20 protein-coding genes are annotated in these 22,476 nt (G+C 61.1%); 8 read left to right on the top strand and 12 right to left on the bottom strand.

The window, feature by feature from the left end:
- Positions 1 to 6 precede the first annotated feature (6 nt).
- Complete coding sequence (locus tag BLT00_RS07610; protein ID WP_063325204.1) at positions 7 to 423, bottom strand: flagellar basal body-associated protein FliL; 417 nt, start codon at positions 421 to 423, stop codon at positions 7 to 9.
- Between the two features lie 150 nt (positions 424 to 573).
- On the opposite strand from BLT00_RS07610, the gene BLT00_RS07605 reads away from it, so the two are divergent.
- On the top strand, positions 574 to 1,551 hold the full coding sequence (locus BLT00_RS07605) for an NADPH:quinone oxidoreductase family protein (protein ID WP_063323866.1): 978 nt from the start codon (positions 574 to 576) through the stop codon (positions 1,549 to 1,551).
- Positions 1,552 to 1,601: 50 nt separating this feature from the next.
- Here the strand turns inward: BLT00_RS07605 and BLT00_RS07600 are convergent, their stop codons facing one another.
- Entirely contained in the window at positions 1,602 to 2,189 is a 588-nt protein-coding gene (locus BLT00_RS07600; protein ID WP_256571680.1) for an energy transducer TonB, read from the bottom strand.
- Positions 2,190 to 2,529: 340 nt separating this feature from the next.
- Between BLT00_RS07600 and glpT the strand changes: the two genes are divergently transcribed.
- The gene (gene glpT / locus BLT00_RS07595; protein ID WP_092149172.1) at positions 2,530 to 3,879 is read left to right on the top strand and encodes a glycerol-3-phosphate transporter; all 1,350 of its coding nucleotides are present in this window, start codon (positions 2,530 to 2,532) and stop codon (positions 3,877 to 3,879) included.
- On the opposite strand, the gene BLT00_RS07590 is transcribed toward glpT, so the two are convergent.
- From BLT00_RS07590 to BLT00_RS07560, 7 genes are all read right to left on the bottom strand, one after another.
- A complete protein-coding gene (locus tag BLT00_RS07590; protein WP_063323863.1) occupies positions 3,855 to 4,523 on the bottom strand; it encodes a gamma-glutamylcyclotransferase in 669 nt (222 codons plus the stop codon). The genes glpT and BLT00_RS07590 overlap by 25 nt on opposite strands.
- A gap of 291 nt (positions 4,524 to 4,814) precedes the next feature.
- The gene (locus BLT00_RS07585) at positions 4,815 to 5,783 is read right to left on the bottom strand and encodes a CDP-6-deoxy-delta-3,4-glucoseen reductase (protein ID WP_092149175.1); all 969 of its coding nucleotides are present in this window, start codon (positions 5,781 to 5,783) and stop codon (positions 4,815 to 4,817) included.
- On the bottom strand, positions 5,783 to 7,249 hold the full coding sequence (ubiD, locus tag BLT00_RS07580; RefSeq protein WP_063325203.1) for a 4-hydroxy-3-polyprenylbenzoate decarboxylase: 1,467 nt from the start codon (positions 7,247 to 7,249) through the stop codon (positions 5,783 to 5,785). The genes BLT00_RS07585 and ubiD overlap by 1 nt, the downstream gene beginning before the upstream one ends.
- A 79-nt stretch (positions 7,250 to 7,328) precedes the next feature.
- Positions 7,329 to 9,284, bottom strand: coding sequence for an acyltransferase family protein (locus BLT00_RS07575; protein ID WP_092149179.1), 1,956 nt, complete (start codon positions 9,282 to 9,284; stop codon positions 7,329 to 7,331).
- A 136-nt stretch (positions 9,285 to 9,420) separates the two neighbouring features.
- Complete coding sequence (rho, locus tag BLT00_RS07570; RefSeq protein WP_003206716.1) at positions 9,421 to 10,680, bottom strand: transcription termination factor Rho; 1,260 nt, start codon at positions 10,678 to 10,680, stop codon at positions 9,421 to 9,423.
- A 241-nt stretch (positions 10,681 to 10,921) separates the two neighbouring features.
- Positions 10,922 to 11,251, bottom strand: coding sequence for a thioredoxin TrxA (gene trxA / locus BLT00_RS07565; protein WP_063323860.1), 330 nt, complete (start codon positions 11,249 to 11,251; stop codon positions 10,922 to 10,924).
- A 121-nt stretch (positions 11,252 to 11,372) separates the two neighbouring features.
- Positions 11,373 to 12,080, bottom strand: coding sequence for a FadR/GntR family transcriptional regulator (locus BLT00_RS07560; RefSeq protein ID WP_092149182.1), 708 nt, complete (start codon positions 12,078 to 12,080; stop codon positions 11,373 to 11,375).
- Positions 12,081 to 12,334: 254 nt separating this feature from the next.
- On the opposite strand from BLT00_RS07560, the gene BLT00_RS07555 reads away from it, so the two are divergent.
- The 5 genes from BLT00_RS07555 to ppx all read left to right on the top strand — a co-directional run bounded on the left by BLT00_RS07555 (position 12,335) and on the right by ppx (position 16,943).
- Positions 12,335 to 13,120: a transporter substrate-binding domain-containing protein gene (locus BLT00_RS07555; protein ID WP_014340791.1), complete on the top strand. Its 786-nt coding sequence runs from the start codon at positions 12,335 to 12,337 to the stop codon at positions 13,118 to 13,120.
- A 21-nt stretch (positions 13,121 to 13,141) separates the two neighbouring features.
- Complete coding sequence (locus tag BLT00_RS07550; protein WP_003206733.1) at positions 13,142 to 13,822, top strand: amino acid ABC transporter permease; 681 nt, start codon at positions 13,142 to 13,144, stop codon at positions 13,820 to 13,822.
- Positions 13,819 to 14,469, top strand: a complete 651-nt coding sequence (locus BLT00_RS07545; RefSeq protein ID WP_003206735.1) for an amino acid ABC transporter permease — start codon at positions 13,819 to 13,821, stop codon at positions 14,467 to 14,469. The genes BLT00_RS07550 and BLT00_RS07545 overlap by 4 nt, the downstream gene beginning before the upstream one ends.
- A complete protein-coding gene (locus tag BLT00_RS07540) occupies positions 14,456 to 15,190 on the top strand; it encodes an amino acid ABC transporter ATP-binding protein (RefSeq protein WP_092149186.1) in 735 nt (244 codons plus the stop codon). Before BLT00_RS07545 ends, BLT00_RS07540 begins: the two co-directional genes overlap by 14 nt.
- Positions 15,191 to 15,440: 250 nt before the next feature.
- The gene (ppx, locus tag BLT00_RS07535; protein WP_092149189.1) at positions 15,441 to 16,943 is read left to right on the top strand and encodes an exopolyphosphatase; all 1,503 of its coding nucleotides are present in this window, start codon (positions 15,441 to 15,443) and stop codon (positions 16,941 to 16,943) included.
- Positions 16,944 to 17,090: 147 nt separating this feature from the next.
- Here ppx and ppk1 read toward each other — a convergent pair whose 3' ends face one another.
- Both ppk1 and hemB read right to left on the bottom strand, forming a co-directional pair.
- Complete coding sequence (ppk1, locus tag BLT00_RS07530; protein ID WP_063323856.1) at positions 17,091 to 19,307, bottom strand: polyphosphate kinase 1; 2,217 nt, start codon at positions 19,305 to 19,307, stop codon at positions 17,091 to 17,093.
- Positions 19,308 to 19,324: 17 nt separating this feature from the next.
- Positions 19,325 to 20,338 carry a porphobilinogen synthase gene (gene hemB, locus BLT00_RS07525; protein WP_063323855.1) on the bottom strand — a complete coding sequence of 338 codons (1,014 nt, stop codon included), beginning with the start codon at positions 20,336 to 20,338 and terminating at the stop codon, positions 19,325 to 19,327.
- Between the two features lie 205 nt (positions 20,339 to 20,543).
- Between hemB and BLT00_RS07520 the strand changes: the two genes are divergently transcribed.
- Positions 20,544 to 21,167: a DedA family protein gene (locus tag BLT00_RS07520; RefSeq protein WP_003206742.1), complete on the top strand. Its 624-nt coding sequence runs from the start codon at positions 20,544 to 20,546 to the stop codon at positions 21,165 to 21,167.
- Here the strand turns inward: BLT00_RS07520 and BLT00_RS07515 are convergent.
- Positions 21,148 to 22,383, bottom strand: a complete 1,236-nt coding sequence (locus BLT00_RS07515; RefSeq protein WP_092149192.1) for a sterol desaturase family protein — start codon at positions 22,381 to 22,383, stop codon at positions 21,148 to 21,150. The genes BLT00_RS07520 and BLT00_RS07515 overlap by 20 nt on opposite strands.
- Positions 22,384 to 22,476 lie beyond the last annotated feature (93 nt).

Raw genomic sequence — 22,476 nt, 5'->3', positions numbered from 1 at the left:
GCCGGTTTACTGAATGATCAGGTTGTTGAACAACAGGTCATCGACCATCGGCTTGCCGGTTTCGTCGTTCATCACCTGTTGGGTCTGCTTCAACGCTTCCTGACGCAGCTTTTCCTTGGCCTCAAGGTTGTTCATGGTCTCGGTGGTCTGCTGGGCGAACAGCGCCACCAACTGGTTGCGAATCAACGGCTCATTGGCCTTGACCGCCGCTGCTGCGGCATCTCCTGTCACGCGCAGGGCCACATCGGCCTTGTAGACCCTCAACTTCGCCGAACCGTCGAGCCCATAGTTGCCGACAAAGGGCGGGCTGAGGGTGATGTAGCTGACCTTCGGCGCCTCACCCTCCTTCGCTTCCTTGCCCTCTTCGGCCATCGCTGCCACAGGCAACGACAGGGCCAGCATCAACATGATCCACGCTTTCACAATTGATTCCTCATCCGGTTTGCGGCCCAGCATACCGCCCCGCCGTTCAAGCACAAGCTTATGGCCGGCTATCAGGGCAGGGCATGCTCGTTGACCCGTTGTCTCTCACACCTACACTTATCGGCCATCACTCCCAAAGGAATAGCCCTGATGAAAGCCGTGCTGTGCAAAGAATTCGGCCCCGCCGAATCGCTGGTGCTGGAAGACGTCGCCAGCCCCATCGCCAAGAAGAACGAAGTGCTGCTGGACGTGCATGCCGCCGGGGTGAACTTCCCTGACACGCTGATCATCGAGGGCAAATACCAATTCAAGCCACCCTTCCCGTTCTCCCCCGGCGGCGAAGCGGCGGGCGTCGTCAGCGACGTGGGAGAGAAAGTCAGCCACTTGAAGGTCGGCGACCGGGTGATGGCGCTGACTGGCTGGGGCAGCTTTGCCGAACAGGTGGCGGTACCTGGCTACAACGTGTTGCCGATCCCTGCGTCCATGGACTTCAACACCGCGGCCGCCTTCAGCATGACGTATGGCACCTCAATGCATGCCCTCAAGCAACGGGCCAACCTGCAAGCCGGCGAAACCCTGCTGGTGCTCGGCGCATCCGGTGGTGTCGGCCTGGCGGCGGTGGAGATCGGCAAGGCCATGGGCGCCCGGGTAATCGCGGCTGCCAGCAGCGCCGAAAAACTCGCCGTGGCGAAGGCGGCCGGCGCCGACGAATTGATCAACTACAACGAAACCAGCCTGAAGGATGAAATCAAGCGCCTCACCGACGGCCAGGGCGCCGATGTGATCTACGATCCGGTGGGTGGCGACCTGTTCGACCAGGCCATCCGCGCCATCGCCTGGAACGGCCGGTTGCTGGTGGTGGGCTTTGCCAGCGGACGCATCCCCGAGTTACCGGTGAACCTGGCCCTGCTCAAGGGCGCCGCCGTGGTGGGCGTGTTCTGGGGCTCCTTCGCCCAGCGCCAGCCCCAGGACAACGCCGCCAACTTCCAGCAATTGTTCGGTTGGTTCGCCGAAGGCAAGCTCAAGCCGCTGGTGTCGCAGGTGTACCCGCTGAGCAATGCGGCGCAGGCGATCAATGACCTGGGGCAGCGCAAGGCGGTGGGGAAGGTGGTTGTGCAGGTGCGTTGAATGCGTCAAAGCGGTCAGGACCTCAAGCGCCGGACCGCTATTGAGCCGCACTAAAGCAACTCGCGAATCTCCTGCGGCAGCATCCGCACATACCGTGCCGCAGGAAAACTCCCGCAACGCTGCACGATCGTAGGCAGGAGCCTGTTGAACCGGGCGATCAAGGCCAAACGCTCCACATCCGGCAGCTGTTTCACAAAAAACACATTGGACAAGTAACTGCGGGTGTAACGGAACGGGAGTAAATCCTCTACCCACGGCTGTCCCCTGGCATGCGAATTGATGACCGAGCATTTCCAGGTCTTGATCCACTTGTTGGCATCCAGTGGCAAGCCATCCAGGCGGAACTCGAAGGGCGCTACGACGTGCGTCTGCGCCGGATGCTCGTGGTCCACCGTCCACGGCCTGAAGCGCCATTGCCTCACGGCCTTCCGTGCGGCCTCGGCGAAATCCGGATGATCGCTGCGCAGGATTGCGACTTCATCGACACGACCATCGGCATGCACCGTGAAGCCGACCCGGACCACACCCATGACGCCCTTCCGGTGCAGGGCCGTCGGGTAGTCCGGCTTGGGATTGTGCTCGGGCACCAACAACACATCCGTCGCCCCGCTCGTAGCGGACAAGCACAACAACAGCATCACGACACACCACCTCATGCCCTCACCCCTCACCTGAATGCCAGACCTGGCAAAGACATAGAGGGTAGAGGGCGCGGCCCTGGGGCTAAATAGCGAGACTTCCCATTTGGGTGAAGGACCTTTCCCACTGTCCTGCCCCCTAGCCACCGATGCACCGCATGAAAAAAGCCTGTGGCGACATTTCCTACAACAGCTTTCGCCAATACCTGAGCGACATGTTCGTTTAAGAACATTCGATCATAAAAATTTCGCTGTTTAAACGATAAGAACCAATGATATTTTCGGTAACGAAACTGTAACATTCGCATCCGCAGTCATAACAAGAACCTGGAGCCCTTGAATGTTTGCTTTCTTTCGCCCTGCCGCTCATCAGGCGTCCCTGCCTGAAGAAAAAATAGACAGCACCTACCGACGCCTGCGCTGGCAGATCTTCGCCGGGATCTTCATTGGCTACGCCGGCTATTACCTGTTGCGCAAGAACTTCTCCCTGGCCGTGCCGTACCTGATCGACGAAGGTTACACCCGTGGTCAGTTGGGCCTGGCCATGTCGGCCATCGCCATCGCCTATGGGCTGTCGAAGTTCCTGATGGGCCTGGTGTCCGACCGGTCCAACCCGCGTTACTTCCTGCCCTTCGGCTTGCTGGTCTCGGCGGGGGTGATGTTCGTGTTCGGTTTCGCGCCTTGGGCAACGTCAAGCGTGACCATGATGTTCATCCTGCTGTTCATCAACGGCTGGGCCCAGGGCATGGGCTGGCCACCCAGCGGACGGACCATGGTGCATTGGTGGTCGCAGAAAGAACGCGGCGGTGTGGTGTCGGTGTGGAACGTGGCGCACAACGTCGGCGGCGGCCTGATCGGCCCGTTGTTCCTGCTGGGGATGGGCTGGTTCAATGACTGGCACGCGGCATTCTATGTGCCGGCTGCAGTAGCGCTTGCCGTTGCAGTGTTCGCCTTCGTGACCATGCGCGATACCCCACAATCGGTGGGCCTGCCGCCGATCGAGAAATACAAGAACGACTACCCGGAAGGCTACGACGCCAGTCACGAGAACGAATTCAGCGCCAAGGAAATCTTCGTCAAATACGTGCTGCGCAACAAAATGCTCTGGTACATCGCCATGGCCAACGTGTTTGTCTACCTGCTGCGCTACGGCGTGCTGGACTGGGCGCCGACCTACCTCAAGGAAGCCAAGGGCTTCACTGTGGACAAGAGCTCCTGGGCCTATTTCTTCTACGAGTGGGCGGGCATTCCCGGCACGCTGCTGTGCGGCTGGATGTCGGACAAGATCTTCCGTGGCAACCGTGGCCTGACCGGCATGGTGTTCATGGCCCTGGTGACCGTAGCGACGCTGGTGTACTGGCTGAACCCGGCCGGCAACCCGACCGTCGACATGATCGCCCTGGTTTCCATCGGTTTCCTGATCTACGGCCCGGTGATGCTGATCGGTTTGCAGGCACTGGAACTGGCCCCGAAGAAAGCAGTCGGTACCGCCGCAGGCTTCACCGGCTTGTTTGGTTACCTGGGTGGTTCGGTCGCGGCCAGTGCCGCCATGGGTTATACCGTGGACCATTTTGGCTGGGACGGCGGTTTTGTGTTGTTGATCGGTGCTTGCCTGCTGGCGATGGCCTTCCTCGCGCCAACCCTGTGGCACAAGCAAATCGCCAGTCAGAGCCGCGAAGCGGTCGCCTGATCCAGCGCTGATTTACAGCGCTTGAGCCGCGCCTCCAGGTTCCGGTCTGGCATGGCGTGGCTGCGCAGGGCGTGGATGGTCTGCTCGACATAATCGCGAGTGGTGCCATAACGCCCACAGGCGCTTTCAAATACCTGGCTCAGCACATGGTCCGGCAGGTTGCCGGCATAGCTGGGCAGGTGTCGCTCCAGTACAAACCCCAAGGCTTGCACCCGGCTGCCATCCTCGAGACGGCAACTGAGCCAATGCGGGCGATAGGACGGGACCGGCATCTCGCGTTGCCACAGGGCAAACAGCGAATCCTCGAGATTCTCCTCCGGCAATCGGTAGGCGAAACCGCTGCACGAGCCGCCGCGATCCAGCCCGAACACCAGCCCCGGCAACTCCGGTGTACCGCGATGCTCGTGGGACCACAGGTACAAACCGCGATGGTAACCATGGACCCGGCCGCGCATCCGCTCCACCGCCGTGCATTCGGGCCGCCAGATCAATGAACCGTATGCGAACAGCCAGACCGGACCGCCCTGGTGGAGACTCATGGTCAATTGCATCGAGGCGAGCAATTGCTCACGGGTCAGTTGCGGGCCCAGGTCGAGCCTTGGCGGGTACAAGGCACAGGTAATGGCGGATTCGATAGCGGTCATGGCCGGTAGCGTAGGGCTCCTCGCAATTCATCAAGCTGGATGGTGCGCCGTCATGACACTGACGCTTGGCAGAACCAAGGCAAATTAGATGCCATGAATGCTCGGGGCGCTGGCATATACCATAGCGGCATCTGGCTCATGAGCTAAATATCGAATAGGTATATCGGGCGATATATGACCCGTGGCGAGGGAGCTTGCTCCCGCTGGGCTGCGAAGCAGCCCTAAAAAACTTGCGGTCGCTGCGCAACCGAGCGGGAGCAAGCTCCCTCGCCACGGGATTCGGGTGAGTTTTTAAGTACGCGGCGCATAGGCGAAGACATCCGCACGCATTTGATGGGCGTCCATTCCGGCTTCGACCAGTGCATCGAGCGTGGCGTAGATCATGGCCGGCGAGCCGCTGGCGTAGACGTGCACGCCGGATAGATCGCTGATGTCCTCGCATACCGCTTCATGGAGCATGCCGCAGCGCCCTTCCCAGCCGCACAAGTCGCTGACGACTTTGTGCAGGAACAGGTTCGGCAGTTTTTTCCATTCGTCCCAGTGCTCGATTTCATAGAAATCTTCCGGCCGCCGCACGCCCCAATACAGGTGCACCGGGTGCTTGAAACCCGCCGCCCGGCAATGCTCGATCAGGCTGTGCATCTGCGCCATGCCGGTTCCGGCGGCGATCAGTACCAACGGGCCGTCGGGCAGTTCGGACAAATGCGTGTCGCCAAAAGGCATCTCGATACGCACGCTGGGGTTGCGCCGCAGCTGCTCCAGCAGGGCTTGTGCACTGCTTTCGCGCACCAACACGTGCAATTGCAGCTCGCGCCCCGAATGCGGCGCCGAGGCCAGGGAGAAGGCCGATTTTTCGCCGTTTTCCCGTTCGATCATCAGGTACTGCCCGGCGTGATAGCGCGGCGGCTTGCCGGCCGGCGCACGCAGGCGCACTCGCCAGACATCGCCCCCCACGTCGGCGCACTCGACCACCTGGCACGCCAGGTTGCGTACCGGTAGCTCACCCGGCGACAGCACGCCATCCCACAACACCACGCAGTCCTCCAGCGGCTCGGCGATGCAGGTGAAGATCTCACCGTGATCGCGCACCTCGCCCGCCTGTTCCACACGGCCCTCCACCAACAACGCGCCGCAGACGTGGCAGTTGCCGTTGCGGCAACTTTGCGGGCATTCATAGCCCAGGCGCCGCGCGCCATCGAGAATCCGCTCGGCGGGCCGGATCTCCAGCACCGCCCCGGAAGGCTGCAAGGTTACACGCATCAATCTATTCCTAACTGATTCCAGATGGCATCGATCCGTTGGGTAACGGCTTCATCCTTGACGATAACCCGGCCCCACTCACGAGTGGTTTCACCGGGCCATTTATGCGTGGCATCGAGCCCCATTTTCGACCCCAGGCCGGACACTGGCGAGGCGAAGTCGAGGTAGTCGATCGGCGTATTCTCGATCATCACCGTGTCGCGCTTGGGGTCCATGCGCGTGGTAATGGCCCAGATCACGTCGTTCCAGTCCCGTGCGTTGATATCGTCGTCGGTGACGATAACGAACTTGGTGTACATGAACTGTCGCAAAAACGACCAGACACCGAGCATCACCCGCTTGGCGTGCCCCGGATACGACTTCTTCATGGTCACCACGGCCATGCGATACGAACAGCCTTCCGGGGGCAAATAGAAATCGGTGATTTCCGGAAACTGCTTTTGCAGGATGGGCACGAACACTTCGTTCAGCGCCACGCCGAGAATGGCCGGCTCATCGGGCGGACGGCCGGTATAGGTGCTGTGGTAAATCGGCTTGATCCGATGGGTGATGCGCTCGACGGTAAACACCGGAAAGCTGTCGACTTCGTTGTAGTAACCGGTGTGGTCGCCGTACGGCCCTTCATCGGCCATTTCGCCGGGATGGATCACCCCTTCAAGGATGATCTCGGCGGTGGCCGGCACTTGCAGGTCGTTGCCGCGGCACTTCACCAGTTCGGTGCGGTTGCCGCGCAACAGGCCGGCGAACGCATATTCGGAAAGGCTGTCGGGCACGGGCGTGACTGCGCCGAGGATGGTCGCCGGGTCCGCGCCCAGGGCCACCGACACCGGGAATGGCTGGCCGGGGTGTTTTTCACACCACTCGCGGTAGTCCAGTGCTCCGCCCCGATGGCTCAGCCAGCGCATGATGACCTTGTTGCGACCAATTACCTGCTGACGATAGATGCCCAGGTTCTGGCGATCCTTGTTCGGGCCCTTGGTGACGGTCAGGCCCCAGGTGATCAGTGGCCCTACATCGCCCGGCCAGCAGGTCTGCACAGGGAGCATGGCCAGGTCGACATCGTCGCCCTCGATCACCACTTCCTGACAGATAGCGTCCTTGACGACTTTCGGCGCCATGGAAATGATCTTGCGGAAAATCGGCAGCTTGGACCAAGCGTCCTTCAGGCCTTTCGGCGGCTCGGGTTCCTTGAGGAACGCCAGCAGCTTGCCGATTTCGCGCAGTTCGCTGACCGCTTCGGCGCCCATGCCCAGAGCCACGCGCTCCGGCGTGCCGAACAGGTTGCCCAGCACCGGAATGTCGTAGCCCGTGGGGTTTTCGAACAACAACGCCGGGCCTTTGGCCCGAAGCGTGCGGTCGCAGACCTCCGTCATCTCCAGCACTGGAGAGATGGGAATCTGGATGCGTTTCAACTCGCCGCGCTGCTCCAGTTGCTGCACGAAATCCCGAAGATCCTTGAATTTCATTGAGATGCCACCCCGAAAATAGGCGTACATCCTACCTGCTCTAACGCCCAAACAGCAGCCCGTGCGTGCGCAGCAGCGATCAATTGTCGGTTGTACCCACCAGCACCGGCGCAAACAATGGGCTCAGCCGGGCACTGCCGATGTCAGACAGATGATCCTCGTCCTTGTATTGCATATACCCACCGACCACGATGCTGCAGACTTGGCCCGCACACATCAGCGGGGTAGGGTCGATGACATGCACGCCGGGGTCGGCGGCGCTCATCGAGTCGAACAACCCACTCAGGAAACGCTGGCGGGACAAGTGCTCCTGAAGCGGGCGCCCCAAGCCCTCGGTCGAACGCCCGACCCGGGCCAGGCTCACCAACCGGCTGACAACGCCCTTGTGCTGCAACGGTACCTCCTTGAACAACCAGACTTGCGCGCCTGCTGCCCTTATCGCTGCCACTCGCGCCTTGAGCGCCGCGGCCAGACGTGTTTCGGCCTCGGCGGTATTGTCGCGAGGGTTGAGCAACAACTCTTTATCACCGTTCTCACGACCGTAGACGTAAAGACTCCAGTTGGACGCGAGCACCACGTCGCTGATCTGCAGGCGACGAACCTGATCCATGGTCCGTTCGTTAAAGTCCTTGCATCGCTGTCGGGGGGCGTCGCTCAGGATCGGCGGGCAACCGCTCAAGCTGTAGAGCCATACCGGGCGCCCTTCGGGGGCAGCACCGGTTTCAATCGCCGGCAACAATGCGGCGGCATGGCTGTCGCCCCAAAACAGTTGAGTCGCCGACGCCTCTTTGTTCCTGCCGATCAAGCACGCCTTGTCCAGGTTCTTGTCCGAATTCGCTAACATGCATTTCATTTGCCCGGCCCGCCACTCTCGCGCCTGAGCATATTCCAGGGCCTTGCCCGTAAGGCGCTGGGGAAAACCATCGGCCGAGCGCACCACTGACCCCGTCACCGCCAGGGCAACCATCGCCAGCAAACCGGCGGCCAGCATCGGCTTGCGTGCGGCCAGTACACGCTTTTCACGAAACGGAAGCTCGACGAAACGCCAGCTCAACCAGGCCAGGCCCAGTGCCAGCAGAATCCAGCCCGCCGCCTCCCAAGCCTGGATACCGTCGATCGAAATGGCATTGGCATAGACGTAGACCGGCCAATGCCACAGATAAAAGGAATAGGACAGCAGGCCAACCCAGACGAGTGCCCTGGCACTGAGTGCCTGAGCCACCCAGGTCGAACCCTGGGCACCGGACCAGATCAGCGCAGTGGTGCCAAGCACCGGCAGCAAGGCGGCCCAACCCGGAAATCGAGTGGCCTTGTCAAAAGTGAAAACCGCCACCAGGACAGCAGCCAGCCCGGCCACACCCGCGAGCTGACAGAGCCATGGTCTCACCGGCTGTTTCGATGCAGGCCACACCGCGAGCATTGCGCCGCATAACAATTCCCAGGCCCGTGTCGGCAGCGAAAAGAAGACGAAGTCAGGCTTGCGGTCGATAGAGGCGACATTCAGTCCGAAAGAAACCAGCAGCACGGCAAACAGCATCCAGCGCCAATGGCGAACGTGGCGCATCAACAACACCATCAACAGCGGAAAGAAGATGTAGTACTGCTCTTCAACCGCCAGGGACCAGGTGTGGAGCAAGGGCTTGAGGTCCGACGCGGGCTCGAAGTAACCGTCCTCACGCATGAACAAGATATTGGAAATGAACAGCGCCTGATAACGAACCGCCCTACCCAGCTCCGAAAAATCCTTGGCCGTCAGCAGCAACCAGCCCAGGGCCAGCGTTGCCACCAGCACCACGCTCAAGGCCGGAATGATGCGCCGGGCACGGCGCGCCCAAAAATCGACGAAGCTGAAACGCTGCGCACTGATCTCGCGAAACAGGATGCTGGTTATCAAGAAACCGGAAATGACGAAAAAAACGTCAACACCGACAAAGCCACCACTGAATGTGCTGAAGCCGAAGTGAAACAGCACCACAGGAATAACGGCCAGGGCCCTCAAACCGTCGATGTCACGGCGGCTGCCGAACGTGCGCATAACGATCCTTGTCGTTTTACAAGATGATGCAAGCACGGACACTACCGGCTTGGTAAAGTTGTCTTTTTTGATACAAAGCCACGAAAAAAAAAGGGCGCCCCTGTTCGGGGCGTCCTTTTTTGAAACGTGCTGGGTGTTACTTGCGTTTCATCGACAGGAAGAACTCGTCGTTGGTCTTGGTCGTCTTCAGCTTGTCGACCAGGAACTCGATGGCGGCGACTTCATCCATCGGATGCAGCAGCTTGCGCAGGATCCACATGCGCTGCAATTCGTCATCGGCGGTCAGCAACTCTTCGCGGCGTGTGCCGGAACGGTTGATGTTGATGGCCGGGAAGACACGTTTCTCGGCGATACGACGATCCAGAGGCAGCTCCATGTTGCCGGTGCCCTTGAATTCCTCGTAGATCACTTCGTCCATCTTCGAGCCGGTTTCAACCAGCGCGGTGGCGATGATGGTCAGCGAACCGCCTTCCTCGATGTTTCGCGCGGCGCCGAAGAAACGCTTCGGTTTTTCCAGCGCGTGGGCATCGACACCACCGGTCAGCACCTTGCCAGAGCTCGGGATGACGGTGTTGTAGGCACGGGCCAGACGAGTGATGGAGTCCAGCAGGATCACTACGTCCTTCTTGTGTTCGACCAGGCGCTTGGCCTTCTCGATCACCATTTCGGCAACCTGCACGTGGCGGGTCGGCGGCTCGTCGAACGTCGAGGCGACCACTTCGCCGCGCACGGTGCGCTGCATCTCGGTCACTTCTTCCGGACGCTCGTCGATCAGCAGCACGATCAGATGAACTTCAGGGTTGTTACGGGCGATGTTGGCCGCGATGTTCTGCAGCATGATCGTCTTGCCCGCTTTCGGCGGCGCCACGATCAAGCCACGCTGGCCTTTGCCAATGGGTGCGCACAGGTCGATGACTCGACCGGTGAGGTCTTCGGTGGAACCGTTGCCGGCTTCCATCTTCATGCGCACGGTCGGGAATAGCGGGGTCAGGTTCTCGAAGAGAATCTTGTTCTTCGCGTTTTCCGGACGGTCGAAGTTGATGGTGTCGACCTTGAGCAGGGCGAAGTAACGCTCGCCTTCCTTCGGAGGGCGGATCTTGCCAACGATGGTGTCACCGGTGCGCAAGTTGAAGCGACGGATCTGGCTCGGCGAGACGTAGATATCGTCCGGGCCGGCGAGATAGGAAGCGTCTGCGGAGCGAAGGAAGCCGAAGCCGTCCTGGAGAATCTCCAGCACGCCATCACCGGAGATTTCCTCGCCGCTTTTCGCGTGCTTCTTGAGCAGGGAGAAAATCACGTCCTGCTTGCGCGAACGGGCCATATTTTCTATGCCCATCTGTTCGGCCAATTCGAGCAGTTCGGTAATCGGCTTTTGCTTGAGTTCAGTCAGATTCATATAGGAATGACGTAATCATTTATGGAGGGGGGAAATTAAGCTTTTGGCTTAATGAGGCCGCGCCGCGGAGAAGGCGACAGGATCGCGTACTTATTCGAAAGGAGAGCGTCGGCGACGGCTTGCAGGGGGCAATGGAGAAACCAGTGCGGGGCCGAATGTACCACCTGGGTTTGCAAGCGTCTAGCCCCGAATAACGAAAAAGCCCCGCGATTTGCGGGGCTTTTTCAGTGGCATTCGGCGCTTAGATGTTGGCGTCGAGGAAAGCAGCCAGTTGTGACTTCGACAGCGCACCCACTTTGGTGGCTTCGACGTTGCCGTTCTTGAACAGCATCAGGGTCGGGATACCGCGTACGCCGTGCTTGGCCGGAGTCTCCTGGTTTTCGTCGATGTTCAGCTTGGCAACGGTCAGCTTGCCTTCATAAGTGGTAGCGATTTCGTCCAGGACCGGGGCGATCATTTTGCACGGACCGCACCACTCTGCCCAATAGTCGACCAGTACCGGGCCTTCGGCCTTGAGTACTTCTTCGTCGAAGTTAGCGTCGGTAACGTGTTTGATCAGATCGCTGCTCATGGAAATCTCCGGGGTTGTCAGCAAAAAAACGTGGCCCATGATAGCGGCCCTTCCCGGGTTCAGGAAGCCGCAGTTGATTGAGTCTCGCTATGACGAAAGACGTATTTGGGTATAGCTCAACTCACGAAGCGACGGGGGCGACGAAGGCAATCCCGGTACGCAACGCCGCGTTACGTACATGTTCCTGCATGGCTTTTTGCGCAGCGCCCGAAGCGCGGCGAGCCAAGGCGCGGAGGATCTTGCGATGCTCCTGCCACGTTTCCATCGCCCGCTCCGCCCTGATGAACGGTAGTTTCTGGCTTTCCAGGAAGATCTCGGCGCTGGCGGTGAGAATGCTCAGCATCGCCTGATTACCGCTGGCCAGCAGGATGCGCCGATGAAATTCGAAATCCAGCCGCGCGGCGGCGTCGAAATCGCCGATCTTCAATTCCCGTCGCATGGCTTCGACATTGTCTTGCAGCATGTCCAGCTCATCGGCGCTGAGCGTCACCGCCGCCAGCCCCGCCGCGAAACCCTCCAGGGCGTAGCGCAACTGGAAGATATCCACTGGCGAGGCCTGGGCCGCGAACGGCCAGCCCGGCGCCGATTCGCTGCGTGGAGCCTCTACCGGTGCCTGCACGAAGACCCCTTTGCCCGGCTGCACGCTGATCATGCCCAGGGCACTGAGGGATGACAGCGCTTCGCGCAGCGACGCCCGACTCACCCCCAGTTGCAGCGCCAGGTCCCGTTGCGACGGCAGCGCATCGCCCGGGCCGAAGCCTTCATCGACGATCAGTTTGCGAATGGCTTGCAGGGCCACTTCAGGAACGGCGCGAGCGATGGAATTCATGATTTTTTAGACGAACCGAGCCAGTGAGCGGCTAGTTGTAAAGCTATTCGCCGCGCCCGGCAAGTCGTGCCCCAGCAGGGTTCGGCGACAAATACCGACGCCCGATAACGGTGCGAAAAACGCCGCGACTGTTCAGACCAGTAAGACCGCCCTCCGCCAGCAAAACCGCGGCTTGGGCCGCTGAAAAGTCGCCTTGGCATGGCCTGTGCTCTGTCCGAACGCAGAAATCACATCACCGATTGCGGAGATTCGCCATGATTCAGCGTTGCAGCGCCCTGCTCACAGCTCTGTTTGCCAGCCTGATGCTCTGTCAGCTACCCGCCCACGCCGATGGCCTGGAAGACGTGGTCAAGCGTGGCACCCTCAAGGTCGCCGTGCCCCAGGACTTCCCGCCATTCGGTTCGGTAGGCCCGGACATGAAACCCCGCGGCCTGGACATCGACACCGCAAAACTGCTGGCCGACCAGCTCAAGGTCAAGCTTGAACTGACACCGGTCAACAGCACCAACCGCATCCCCTTCCTGACCACCGGCAAGGTCGATCTGGTGATTTCCAGCCTGGGCAAGAACCCGGAGCGGGAAAAAGTCATCGACTTCTCCAGCGCCTACGCACCGTTCTACCTGGCCGTGTTCGGTCCGCCTGACGCCGCCATCAACAACCTGGACGACCTCAAGGGCAAGACCATCAGCGTCACCCGTGGCGCCATCGAAGACATCGAGCTGACCAAGGTCGCCCCCGAAGGCACCACCATCAAGCGCTTCGAAGACAACAATTCGACCATCGCCGCCTACCTGGCCGGCCAGGTGGACCTGATCGCCAGTGGCAACGTGGTGATGGTCGCCATCAGCGAACGCAACCCCAAGCGTGTTCCGGCCCTGAAGGTGAAACTCAAGGACTCGCCGGTGTACGTGGGCGTGAACAAGAACGAGCCGGCGCTGCTGGACAAGGTCAACCAGATCCTCGCGACCGCCAAGACCGATGGCAGCCTGGAGAAAAATTCCCAGACCTGGCTCAAGCAGCCGCTGCCGGCCGATCTCTGACCGTCGCTTGAGAGGCTGAGCATGGCTTATCAGTTCGATTTTCTGCCGGTGGTGCAAAACACCGAGCTGCTGTTGCGCGGCGCGCTGTTCACCCTGGAACTGACGGCCATCGGTACGTTGCTCGGGGTCAGCCTAGGCATCGTCGGGGCCGTGGTGCGGGCGTGGAACATTCGCCCGTTCGCGGCGATCTTCGGCGTCTACGTGGAGTTGATCCGCAACACGCCGTTCCTGGTGCAGCTGTTTTTCATCTTCTTCGGTTTGCCGTCCCTGGGCCTGCAGATTTCCGAATGGCAGGCGGCGGTGCTAGCGATGGTGATCAACCTCGGCGCCTATTCCACCGAGATCATCCGCGCCGGCATCCAGGCGATCCCGCGGGGGCAACTGGAAGCGGCCGCGGCCCTGGCGATGAGCCGCTTCGAGGCCTTCCGCCACGTTGTGCTGCTGCCGGCATTGGGCAAGGTCTGGCCGGCGTTGAGCAGCCAGATCATCATTGTGATGCTCGGCTCGGCGGTGTGTTCGCAGATCGCCACCGAGGAGTTGAGCTTTGCCGCCAACTTCATCCAGTCACGTAACTTCCGCGCCTTCGAAACCTATGCGCTGACCACGCTCATCTACTTGTGCATGGCGCTGTTGATCCGCCAGTTCCTCAACTGGGTGGGCCGCCGCTGCCTGTACAAGAGCAGCAACGGGAGCGGCCGATGAGCGATTTCACTTTCTGGGACGTGGTGCGCAACCTGCTCACCGGCCTGCAATGGACCCTGGCGTTGTCGCTGGTGGCGTTTATCGGTGGCGGCGTGATCGGTTTGCTGATCATGGTGTTGCGCATCTCCAAGAGCGCCCTGCCCCGCAACATCGCCCGGACCTACATTGAGCTGTTCCAAGGCACACCGCTGTTGATGCAGCTGTTCCTGGTGTTCTTCGGCGTGGCCCTGGCCGGGGTGGAGATTTCGCCGTGGATGGCGGCGGCGATTGCCTTGACACTGTTTACCAGCGCCTATCTGGCGGAGATCTGGCGCGGTTGTGTCGACTCGATTTCCCACGGCCAGTGGGAAGCCTCGGCGAGCCTGGCCCTCAACCCGCTGGAGCAGTTGCGCTACGTCATCCTGCCCCAGGCCCTGCGCATCGCCGTGGCGCCGACCGTGGGCTTTTCGGTGCAAGTGGTCAAGGGCACGGCCGTGACGTCGATCATCGGCTTTACCGAACTGACCAAGACCGGCGGCATGCTCGCCAATGCCACGTTCGAGCCGTTCATGGTCTATGGCCTGGTCGCCCTCGGTTATTTCCTGCTCTGCTACCCCTTGTCCCTCAGTGCGCGCTACCTGGAAAGGAGACTGCATGCCTCTGCTTAGAATTACCGCCCTGCATAAATACTACGGCGATCATCACGTGCTCAAGGGCATCGACCTGAGTGTCGAGGAAGGCCAGGTGGTGGCGATCATCGGCCGCAGCGGCTCGGGCAAATCCACCTTGCTGCGCACTCTCAATGGCCTGGAATCGATCAATGATGGCGTGATCGAAGTCGACGGCGAATACCTCGATGCGGCCCGCGCCGACCTGCGCAGCCTGCGCCAAAAAGTCGGGATGGTGTTCCAGCAGTTCAACCTGTTCCCGCACCTGACGGTCGGCGAGAACGTCATGCTGGCGCCACAGGTAGTGCAAAAAGTGCCCAAGGCCAAGGCGGCCGTGCTGGCGCGGCAGATGCTGGAACGAGTCGGGCTTGGCGATAAATTCGATGCCTTCCCCGACCGCTTGTCCGGCGGTCAGCAACAGCGGGTGGCGATCGCCCGGGCGCTGGCGATGTCGCCGAAAGTGCTGCTGTGCGACGAAATCACCTCGGCCCTGGACCCCGAGCTGGTCAATGAAGTGCTCAGCGTGGTGCGGCAGTTGGCCAAGGAAGGCATGACGCTGATCATGGTCACCCATGAAATGCGTTTTGCCCGGGAGGTCGGCGACAAACTGGTGTTCATGCACCAGGGCAAGGTGCATGAGGTGGGGGATCCCAAGATATTGTTTGCCAATCCGCAGACGGCGGAGCTGGCGAACTTTATCGGGACCGTCGAGCCGGCCTGATTTTCTCAGCCAAAAAGCTCTTGTGGCGAGGGAGCTTGCTCCCGCTCGGCTGCGCAGCAGTCGTAAAACCGGCCAGCCGAGTTTTCCTGATGGACCGCGTTGAATGGCTTTGGGGCCGCTTCGCAGCCCAGCGGGAGCAAGCTCCCTCGCCACAGGGAACTGCTCTGGCTCAAGGGTTTGGTTCAGGTGCGTTGGCGTAGGCGGTCGATCGTGGCAGGATGGTAAGGTTATCGACCGAGACTTTTTGACCATGCCGCCATCCCAAGCCAAGAATCTGTCCCTGATCGCCGCCATAGACCTGGGCTCCAACAGTTTCCACATGGTCGTCGCCAAGGCCCAGAACGGGGAAATCCGCATTCTTGAGCGGCTCGGCGAGAAAGTCCAACTGGCCGCCGGTATCGACGAAGAACGCCAGCTGAGCGAAGAATCCATCCAGCGCGGGCTTGACTGCCTCAAGCGGTTTGCCCAACTGATCAATGGTATGCCCTTGGGCGCGGTGCGGATCGTGGGCACCAACGCCCTGCGCGAGGCGCGCAACCGTGGCGAGTTCATCCGCCGTGCTGAAGAAATCCTCGGGCATCCGGTAGAAGTCATTTCCGGCCGTGAAGAGGCTCGCCTGATCTATCTGGGCGTTTCCCATACCTTGGCCGACACCCCAGGCAAGCGCCTGGTGGCGGACATCGGTGGCGGCAGTACCGAATTCATCATCGGCCAGCGCTTCGAACCGCTGCTGCGCGAAAGCCTGCAGATGGGCTGCGTGAGCTACACCCAGCGTTATTTCCGCGACGGCAAGATCACCCCGGCCCGCTATGCCCAGGCCTATACGGCGGCGCGCCTGGAGATCATGAGCATCGAGCACGCCCTGCACCGCCTGACCTGGGATGAAGCCATTGGCTCCTCGGGCACCATTCGCGCCATTGGCCTGGCCCTCAAGGCCGGCGGGCATGGCACCGGCGAGGTCAATGCCGAGGGCTTGGCCTGGCTCAAGCGACGGGTGTTCAAGCTCGGCGATGCCGACAAGATCGACTTCGAAGGCATCAAGCCCGACCGCCGGGCGATTTTCCCCGCGGGCCTGGCGATCCTCGAGGCGATTTTCGACGCCCTCGAACTGCACCGCATGGACCACTGTGAAGGCGCCCTGCGCGAAGGCGTGTTGTATGACCTACTGGGGCGTCATCATCACGAAGACGTGCGCGAGCGCACCCTGGGCTCGCTCATGGAGCGTTATCACGTCGACCTGGAGCAGGCCGCACGGGTCGAACGCAAGGCACTGCATGCCTTCGACCAGGTGGCCGATGACTGGGACTTGAACGACGGGGTCTGGCGCGAATTGCTGGGCTGGGCCGCCAAGGTCCATGAAGTGGGCCTGGACATCGCCCACTATCACTACCACAAGCACGGCGCCTACCTGATCGAGCACTCGGACCTGGCAGGTTTCTCCCGGGAAGACCAGCAAATGCTCGCGCTATTGGTGCGCGGCCACCGACGCAATATTCCCAAGGATAAGTTTGCCGAGTTCGGCGATGACGGCATCAAGCTGATTCGCCTGTGCGTGCTGCTGCGCTTCGCGATCCTGTTCCATCACATCCGTGGCACCCAGGAAATGCCCCAGGTCGCCCTGCATGCCGACGGCGATCAACTGGACGTGATGTTCCCCGACGGATGGCTGGAAGAAAACCAGCTGACCCAGGCCGACTTCGCCCAGGAAGCCGACTGGCTCACCCGGGTCGGGATTGTGCTGAACATTCACTAAGCCCCGCCACAACCCAGATCTCTGTGGCGAGGGAGCTTGCTCCCGCTGGGCTGCGAAGCGGCCCCAAGTCTTGGGAGGGCTTCGCCCTCCAGCGGGAGCAAGCTCCCTCGCCACAAAAAGCCGAGCCTGCCCCCCTCCACCGATTTTTTAACGAACCGCCAACACCGGGCTGCTCAAGCGCTCCAGCAACGTCGCCTGGGCGCTGCGCGGGTTCTGGTTGCCGGTCGGGGTGTTGCGGATGTAGCGACCATCCGACTGCAGGCTCCAGCTGTGGGTGTTGTCGGTGAGGTAGCTTTCCAGCTCCTTCTTGACCCGCAGGATCAGCTTCTTGCCTTCCACCGGGAAGCAGGTCTCGACCCGTTTGTCGAGGTTGCGCTCCATCCAGTCGGCACTGGACAGGAACATCTGCTCCTCACCGCCGTTGAGGAAGTAGAACACCCGCGTATGCTCCAGGAAGCGCCCGATGATCGAGCGTACATGAATGTTGTGGGACACCCCCGCAATGCCCGGCCGCAGGCAGCACATGCCACGCACCACCAGGTCGATGCGCACGCCCGACTGGCTGGCCTTGTACAACGCACGAATGATCTTCGGGTCGGTTAGCGAGTTGAACTTGGCAATGATATGGGCCGGTTTGCCGTCCAAGGCGAACTGCGTTTCCCGGGCGATCATGTCGAGCATGCCCTTTTTCAGGGTGAACGGCGCATGCAGCAGTTTCTTCATGCGCAGGGTCTTGCCCATGCCGATCAACTGGCTGAACAGCTTACCGACGTCTTCGCACAAGGCATCGTCAGAGGTCAGCAGGCTGTAGTCGGTGTACAGGCGGGCGTTGGCAGCGTGGTAGTTGCCGGTGCCCAAGTGGGCGTAGCGCACGATCTCACCGGCTTCACGGCGCAGGATGAGCATCATCTTGGCGTGGGTCTTGAAGCCGACTACGCCATAGATGACCACCGCACCCGCCGCCTGCAGGCGGCTGGCCAGTTGCAGGTTGGATTCCTCGTCGAAGCGCGCGCGCAACTCGATCACTGCCGTGACTTCCTTGCCGTTTCGCGCCGCGTCCACCAGGGCATCGACGATTTCCGAGTTGGCGCCGCTGCGGTACAGGGTCTGGCGCACCGCCAGGACGTGGGGATCCTTGGCGGCCTGGCGCAGCAGGTCGACCACCGGTGTGAACGACTCGAACGGGTGCAGCAGCAGGATGTCCTGCTTGCTGATCACGCTGAAAATGTTCTCGCTGTTTTGCAGCAGTTTCGGGATCTGCGGCGTGAACGGCAGATATTGCAGCTCCGGATGGCTGTCCAGGCCGGTGATGCTGAACAGTCGGGTCAGGTTGACCGGGCCGTTGACCTGGTACAACTCGGTCTCATGCAGGTTGAACTGCTTGAGCAGGTAATCGGACAGGTGTTTCGGGCAGGTATCGGCCACCTCCAGGCGCACCGCATCACCGTAGCGACGGGAGAACAGCTCGCCGCGCAGGGCGCGGGCCAGGTCTTCGACGTCCTCGGTGTCCACCGAGAGGTCGGCGTTACGCGTCAAGCGGAACTGGTAGCAACCTTTCACCTTCATGCCCTGGAACAGGTCATCGGCATGGGCGTGGATCATCGACGACAGGAACACATAATTGTCGCCAGGGCCACCGACGTCCTCCGGCACGCGGATGATCCGCGGCAGCAGGCGTGGCGCCGGAATGATCGCCAGGCCGGAATCGCGACCGAAGGCGTCGATGCCCTCCAGCTCGACGATGAAGTTCAGGCTCTTGTTGACCAGCAGCGGGAACGGGTGCGTCGGATCGAGACCGATCGGCGTGATGATTGGTGCGATCTCGTCGCGGAAATAGCGGCGCACCCAGGTCTTGATCTTGGTGTTCCAGTAGCGCCGGCGGATGAAGCGCACCTGGTGCTTTTCCAGCTCCGGCAACAGGATATCGTTGAGAATCGCGTATTGCCGGTCCACATGGCCGTGGACCAGCTCGCTGATGCGCGCCAGGGCCTGGTGCGGTTGCAGGCCGTCGGCACCGGCCTGTTCACGGGCGAAGGTGATCTGCTTCTTCAGCCCGGCGACGCGGATTTCGAAAAACTCATCCAGGTTGCTGGAAAAGATCAGCAGGAACTTCAACCGCTCCAGCAGCGGGTAGGACTCGTCCAGCGCCTGCTCCAGCACGCGGATGTTGAACTGCAGTTGCGACAGCTCCCGATGGATGTACAGGCTGCTGTCATCCAGGTTGGGAATCACAATCGCCGGGGCCGGTGCGGGCTCGACGACAGCTGGGGCAGCAGGCTCCAGCGTCGGCGGTGTCTCGGCAATCTGCTCGACCACGGGTTGAGCGTCTTTTACGGCAACTTCGGAGAGTCCTTCGGTATTCATCGCAAGTTCCTGGGAGGCTATTTCTGCTCTCGTAACAATTGGGCGGCGCGCACGGCAAAGTAAGTCAGGATGCCATCAGCCCCTGCGCGCTTGAAAGCGGTCAAGGACTCCAGGATCACCCCTTCGCCCAACCAGCCGTTCTGGATCGCGGCCATGTGCATCGCGTATTCGCCGCTGACCTGATAAACAAAGGTCGGCACTTTGAATTCGTCTTTGACCCGGCAAAGAATGTCGAGGTAGGGCATGCCAGGCTTGACCATGACCATGTCTGCCCCTTCTGACAAGTCAGCCGCCACTTCGTGCAAGGCTTCCTGACTGTTGGCCGGGTCCATCTGATAAGAAGCCTTGTTGGCCTTGCCCAGGTTCAGGGCCGAGCCGACCGCGTCGCGGAACGGACCGTAATAGGCGCTGGCGTACTTGGCCGAGTAGGCCATGATCCGCACGTTGACGTGACCGGCCACCTCGAGGGCTTCGCGGATCGCCTGGATGCGCCCGTCCATCATGTCCGACGGCGCCACGACCTGGGCGCCGGCCTCGGCGTGGGACAGGGCCTGCCTGACCAGTGCATCGACGGTAATGTCGTTCTGCACGTAGCCTTCTTCATCGAGGATACCGTCCTGCCCGTGGGTGGTGAACGGGTCCAGCGCCACGTCGGTGATCACCCCCAGCTCCGGGAAGCGCGCGCGCAAGGCGCGGGTCGCGCGCTGGGCGATGCCTTCCGGGTTCCAGGCTTCGGCGGCGTCCAGGGACTTGAGTGTCGGCGGCGTGACCGGGAACAGCGCCAGCGCCGGAATGCCCAGTTCGACCCAGTGGGCGGCCTCTTCGAGCAGCAGGTCGATGGTCAGGCGTTCCACCCCGGGCATCGACGCCACCGCTTCGCGACGGTTCTCACCGTCCAGCACGAATACCGGCAGGATCAGGTCATTGGTGGTCAGCACGTTTTCACGTACCAGCCGACGAGAGAACTCATCACGACGGTTGCGACGCAGGCGGGTAGCAGGGAACAGACGATTGGCGGGGGTAAAGCTCACGGCAGACTCCTGAGCCCGTGCTGACGGGCGAGCGTGACAGTTATAAGCGCCCATTATGACGAAGACATTACAGTTATGTGCACCTGCGTCCTGTCGTCGCAGTTATTGTCATTGTAGGAATTGTTCACGTCGAGACACATTTCGATACTTTCCTGAATGTGCCTGAAGGGTTAGGCTGCGCGTTCATTTCGCCAGCACCCAGACAATGCTCCAACAATTTCTGCATGACTTCGGCTACTTGGCCCTGTTTATCGGCACGTTCTTCGAAGGCGAAACTATCCTCGTGCTCGCAGGTTTCCTGGCGTTCCGTGGCTACATGGACATCAACCTGGTGGTCGTCGTGGCGTTCTGCGGCAGCTACGCGGGCGATCAGCTGTGGTATTTCCTGGGACGCAAGCACGGGCGCAAGCTGCTGGCCCGCAAGCCACGCTGGCAGTTGATGGGGGATCGGGCGCTGGAGCACATCCGCCGGCATCCGGACATCTGGGTCCTGAGCTTCCGTTTCGTCTATGGCCTGCGCACGGTGATGCCGGTGGCGATCGGTCTGTCAGGCTATCCGCCGGGTCGCTACCTGCTGCTCAACGGCATCGGTGCGGCGATCTGGGCCACGGCGTTGGCTGCGGCCGCGTACCACTTTGGCGCAGTGCTCGAAGGCATGCTGGGCAGCATCAAGAAGTATGAATTGTGGGTACTCGGCGCACTGCTGGTGCTGGGCCTGGTCTTGTGGCTGCGCCGACGCATCAAGAATGCGCGCCTGGCCAGGAAAGTCCTCGAAGCCGAGCGCCTGGAGCAAGCCAGGTCCGGCGAACCTACGACGCCAACCGAGTAAACCGGGTACGGCAGCAATATAGCCCGATGCCGCTGAGCAGGCTGTAGCTGAGCAGCCCGGCCCAGGCCACAGGGTTGGCCGGCCACAACCCGGCCAGTGGCGCCAGCCATACCAGCGGCACGTTCGAGGCCAGCCGCAACAGCTCCAGCCGCAACGCCCACGGGCGATTCTCCAGGGCCACGCCCAACACGAACAGACCGAACGCCACCGCGCCCCAACCCAGCATCAGGGCGACGACCGGCAGGCTGGCTTCAAGGTTCATCAGATAACTGCCCAAGGCAATGTAGGCGCAGAACTGCAGCCCCACGTACCACTGCTGGCGAACATCCAACGGCACGTCGAATTTGCGGAACAGGCCCAAGTCCGACTTGTTCAGCGGGTACCTGGCCGCGACGTCCGCCGGACGCCAACCGGTGGGCATGAACCAGATCCGCAGCTTGTCCCACCAACGCCCGGCCCGCCTGGCATCGGCCCACAGCTGCGCATAAAACTGCAGGTTGGCCCACAACGGATTCCAGCTCTCCAGCGGCGTGGTCACGCCGAAAATCACTGGTTCGTTGACGTCTTCTTCCTGGAAGGTGCCAAACAGACGGTCCCAAATAATGAACACCCCGCCGTAGTTGCGATCCATGTAGAGAGGGTTCTGTGCATGGTGGGCACGATGATTGGACGGCGTCACGAAGCACCACTCCAGCCAGCCGAGCTTGGGAATGTGCTGGGTGTGGACCCAAAACTGGTACAGCAGATTCAACGCCGCAACGCTGACGAAGACCACCAGTGGCACACCCAGTACGGCGAGCGGGACGTAGAAGATCCAGCTCAACAGGAACCCGGTACTGGTCTGGCGCAACGCCGTGGAAAGGTTGTAGTCCTCACTCTGGTGGTGCACCGAATGAGCGGCCCAGAGGATGTTGCGTTCATGGCCCATGCGGTGCAGCCAGTAGTAGCAGAAGTCGTAGAGCACAAAGGCAACCACCCAGGTCCAGGCCCGGTCGGCAGGCAGCTCGATGATAGCCAGGTGTTTCAACGCAAAGGCATAGGTCACCAGCCCCACGCCTTTGGTCAAAAGGCCCGTTGTGGTCGACAGCACGCCGGTGCTCAAGCTGTTGATCGCGTCGGCCACACGGTAGTGGCTCACGCCCCGCCAGCGATCGGCCAGCAACTCGACGGCGATCAGCACGAAGAAGAACGGCACGGCATACAGGATGAAGTTCATGACGCAACCCGGGCATGCGAGGCAGGGAGATAGTCGGCAGATTAGGTGTAGCTGGCCGATCCCCCTATGGCAACGAGTGACAAATTAGTAGAC

It is taken from the genome of Pseudomonas sp. NFACC51 (assembly GCF_900103575.1).
Lineage (GTDB): Bacteria > Pseudomonadota > Gammaproteobacteria > Pseudomonadales > Pseudomonadaceae > Aquipseudomonas > Aquipseudomonas fluorescens_Q.
Note: the sequence above shows the minus strand (reverse complement) of the source record. Positions and strands in the feature narration are given on the sequence as shown.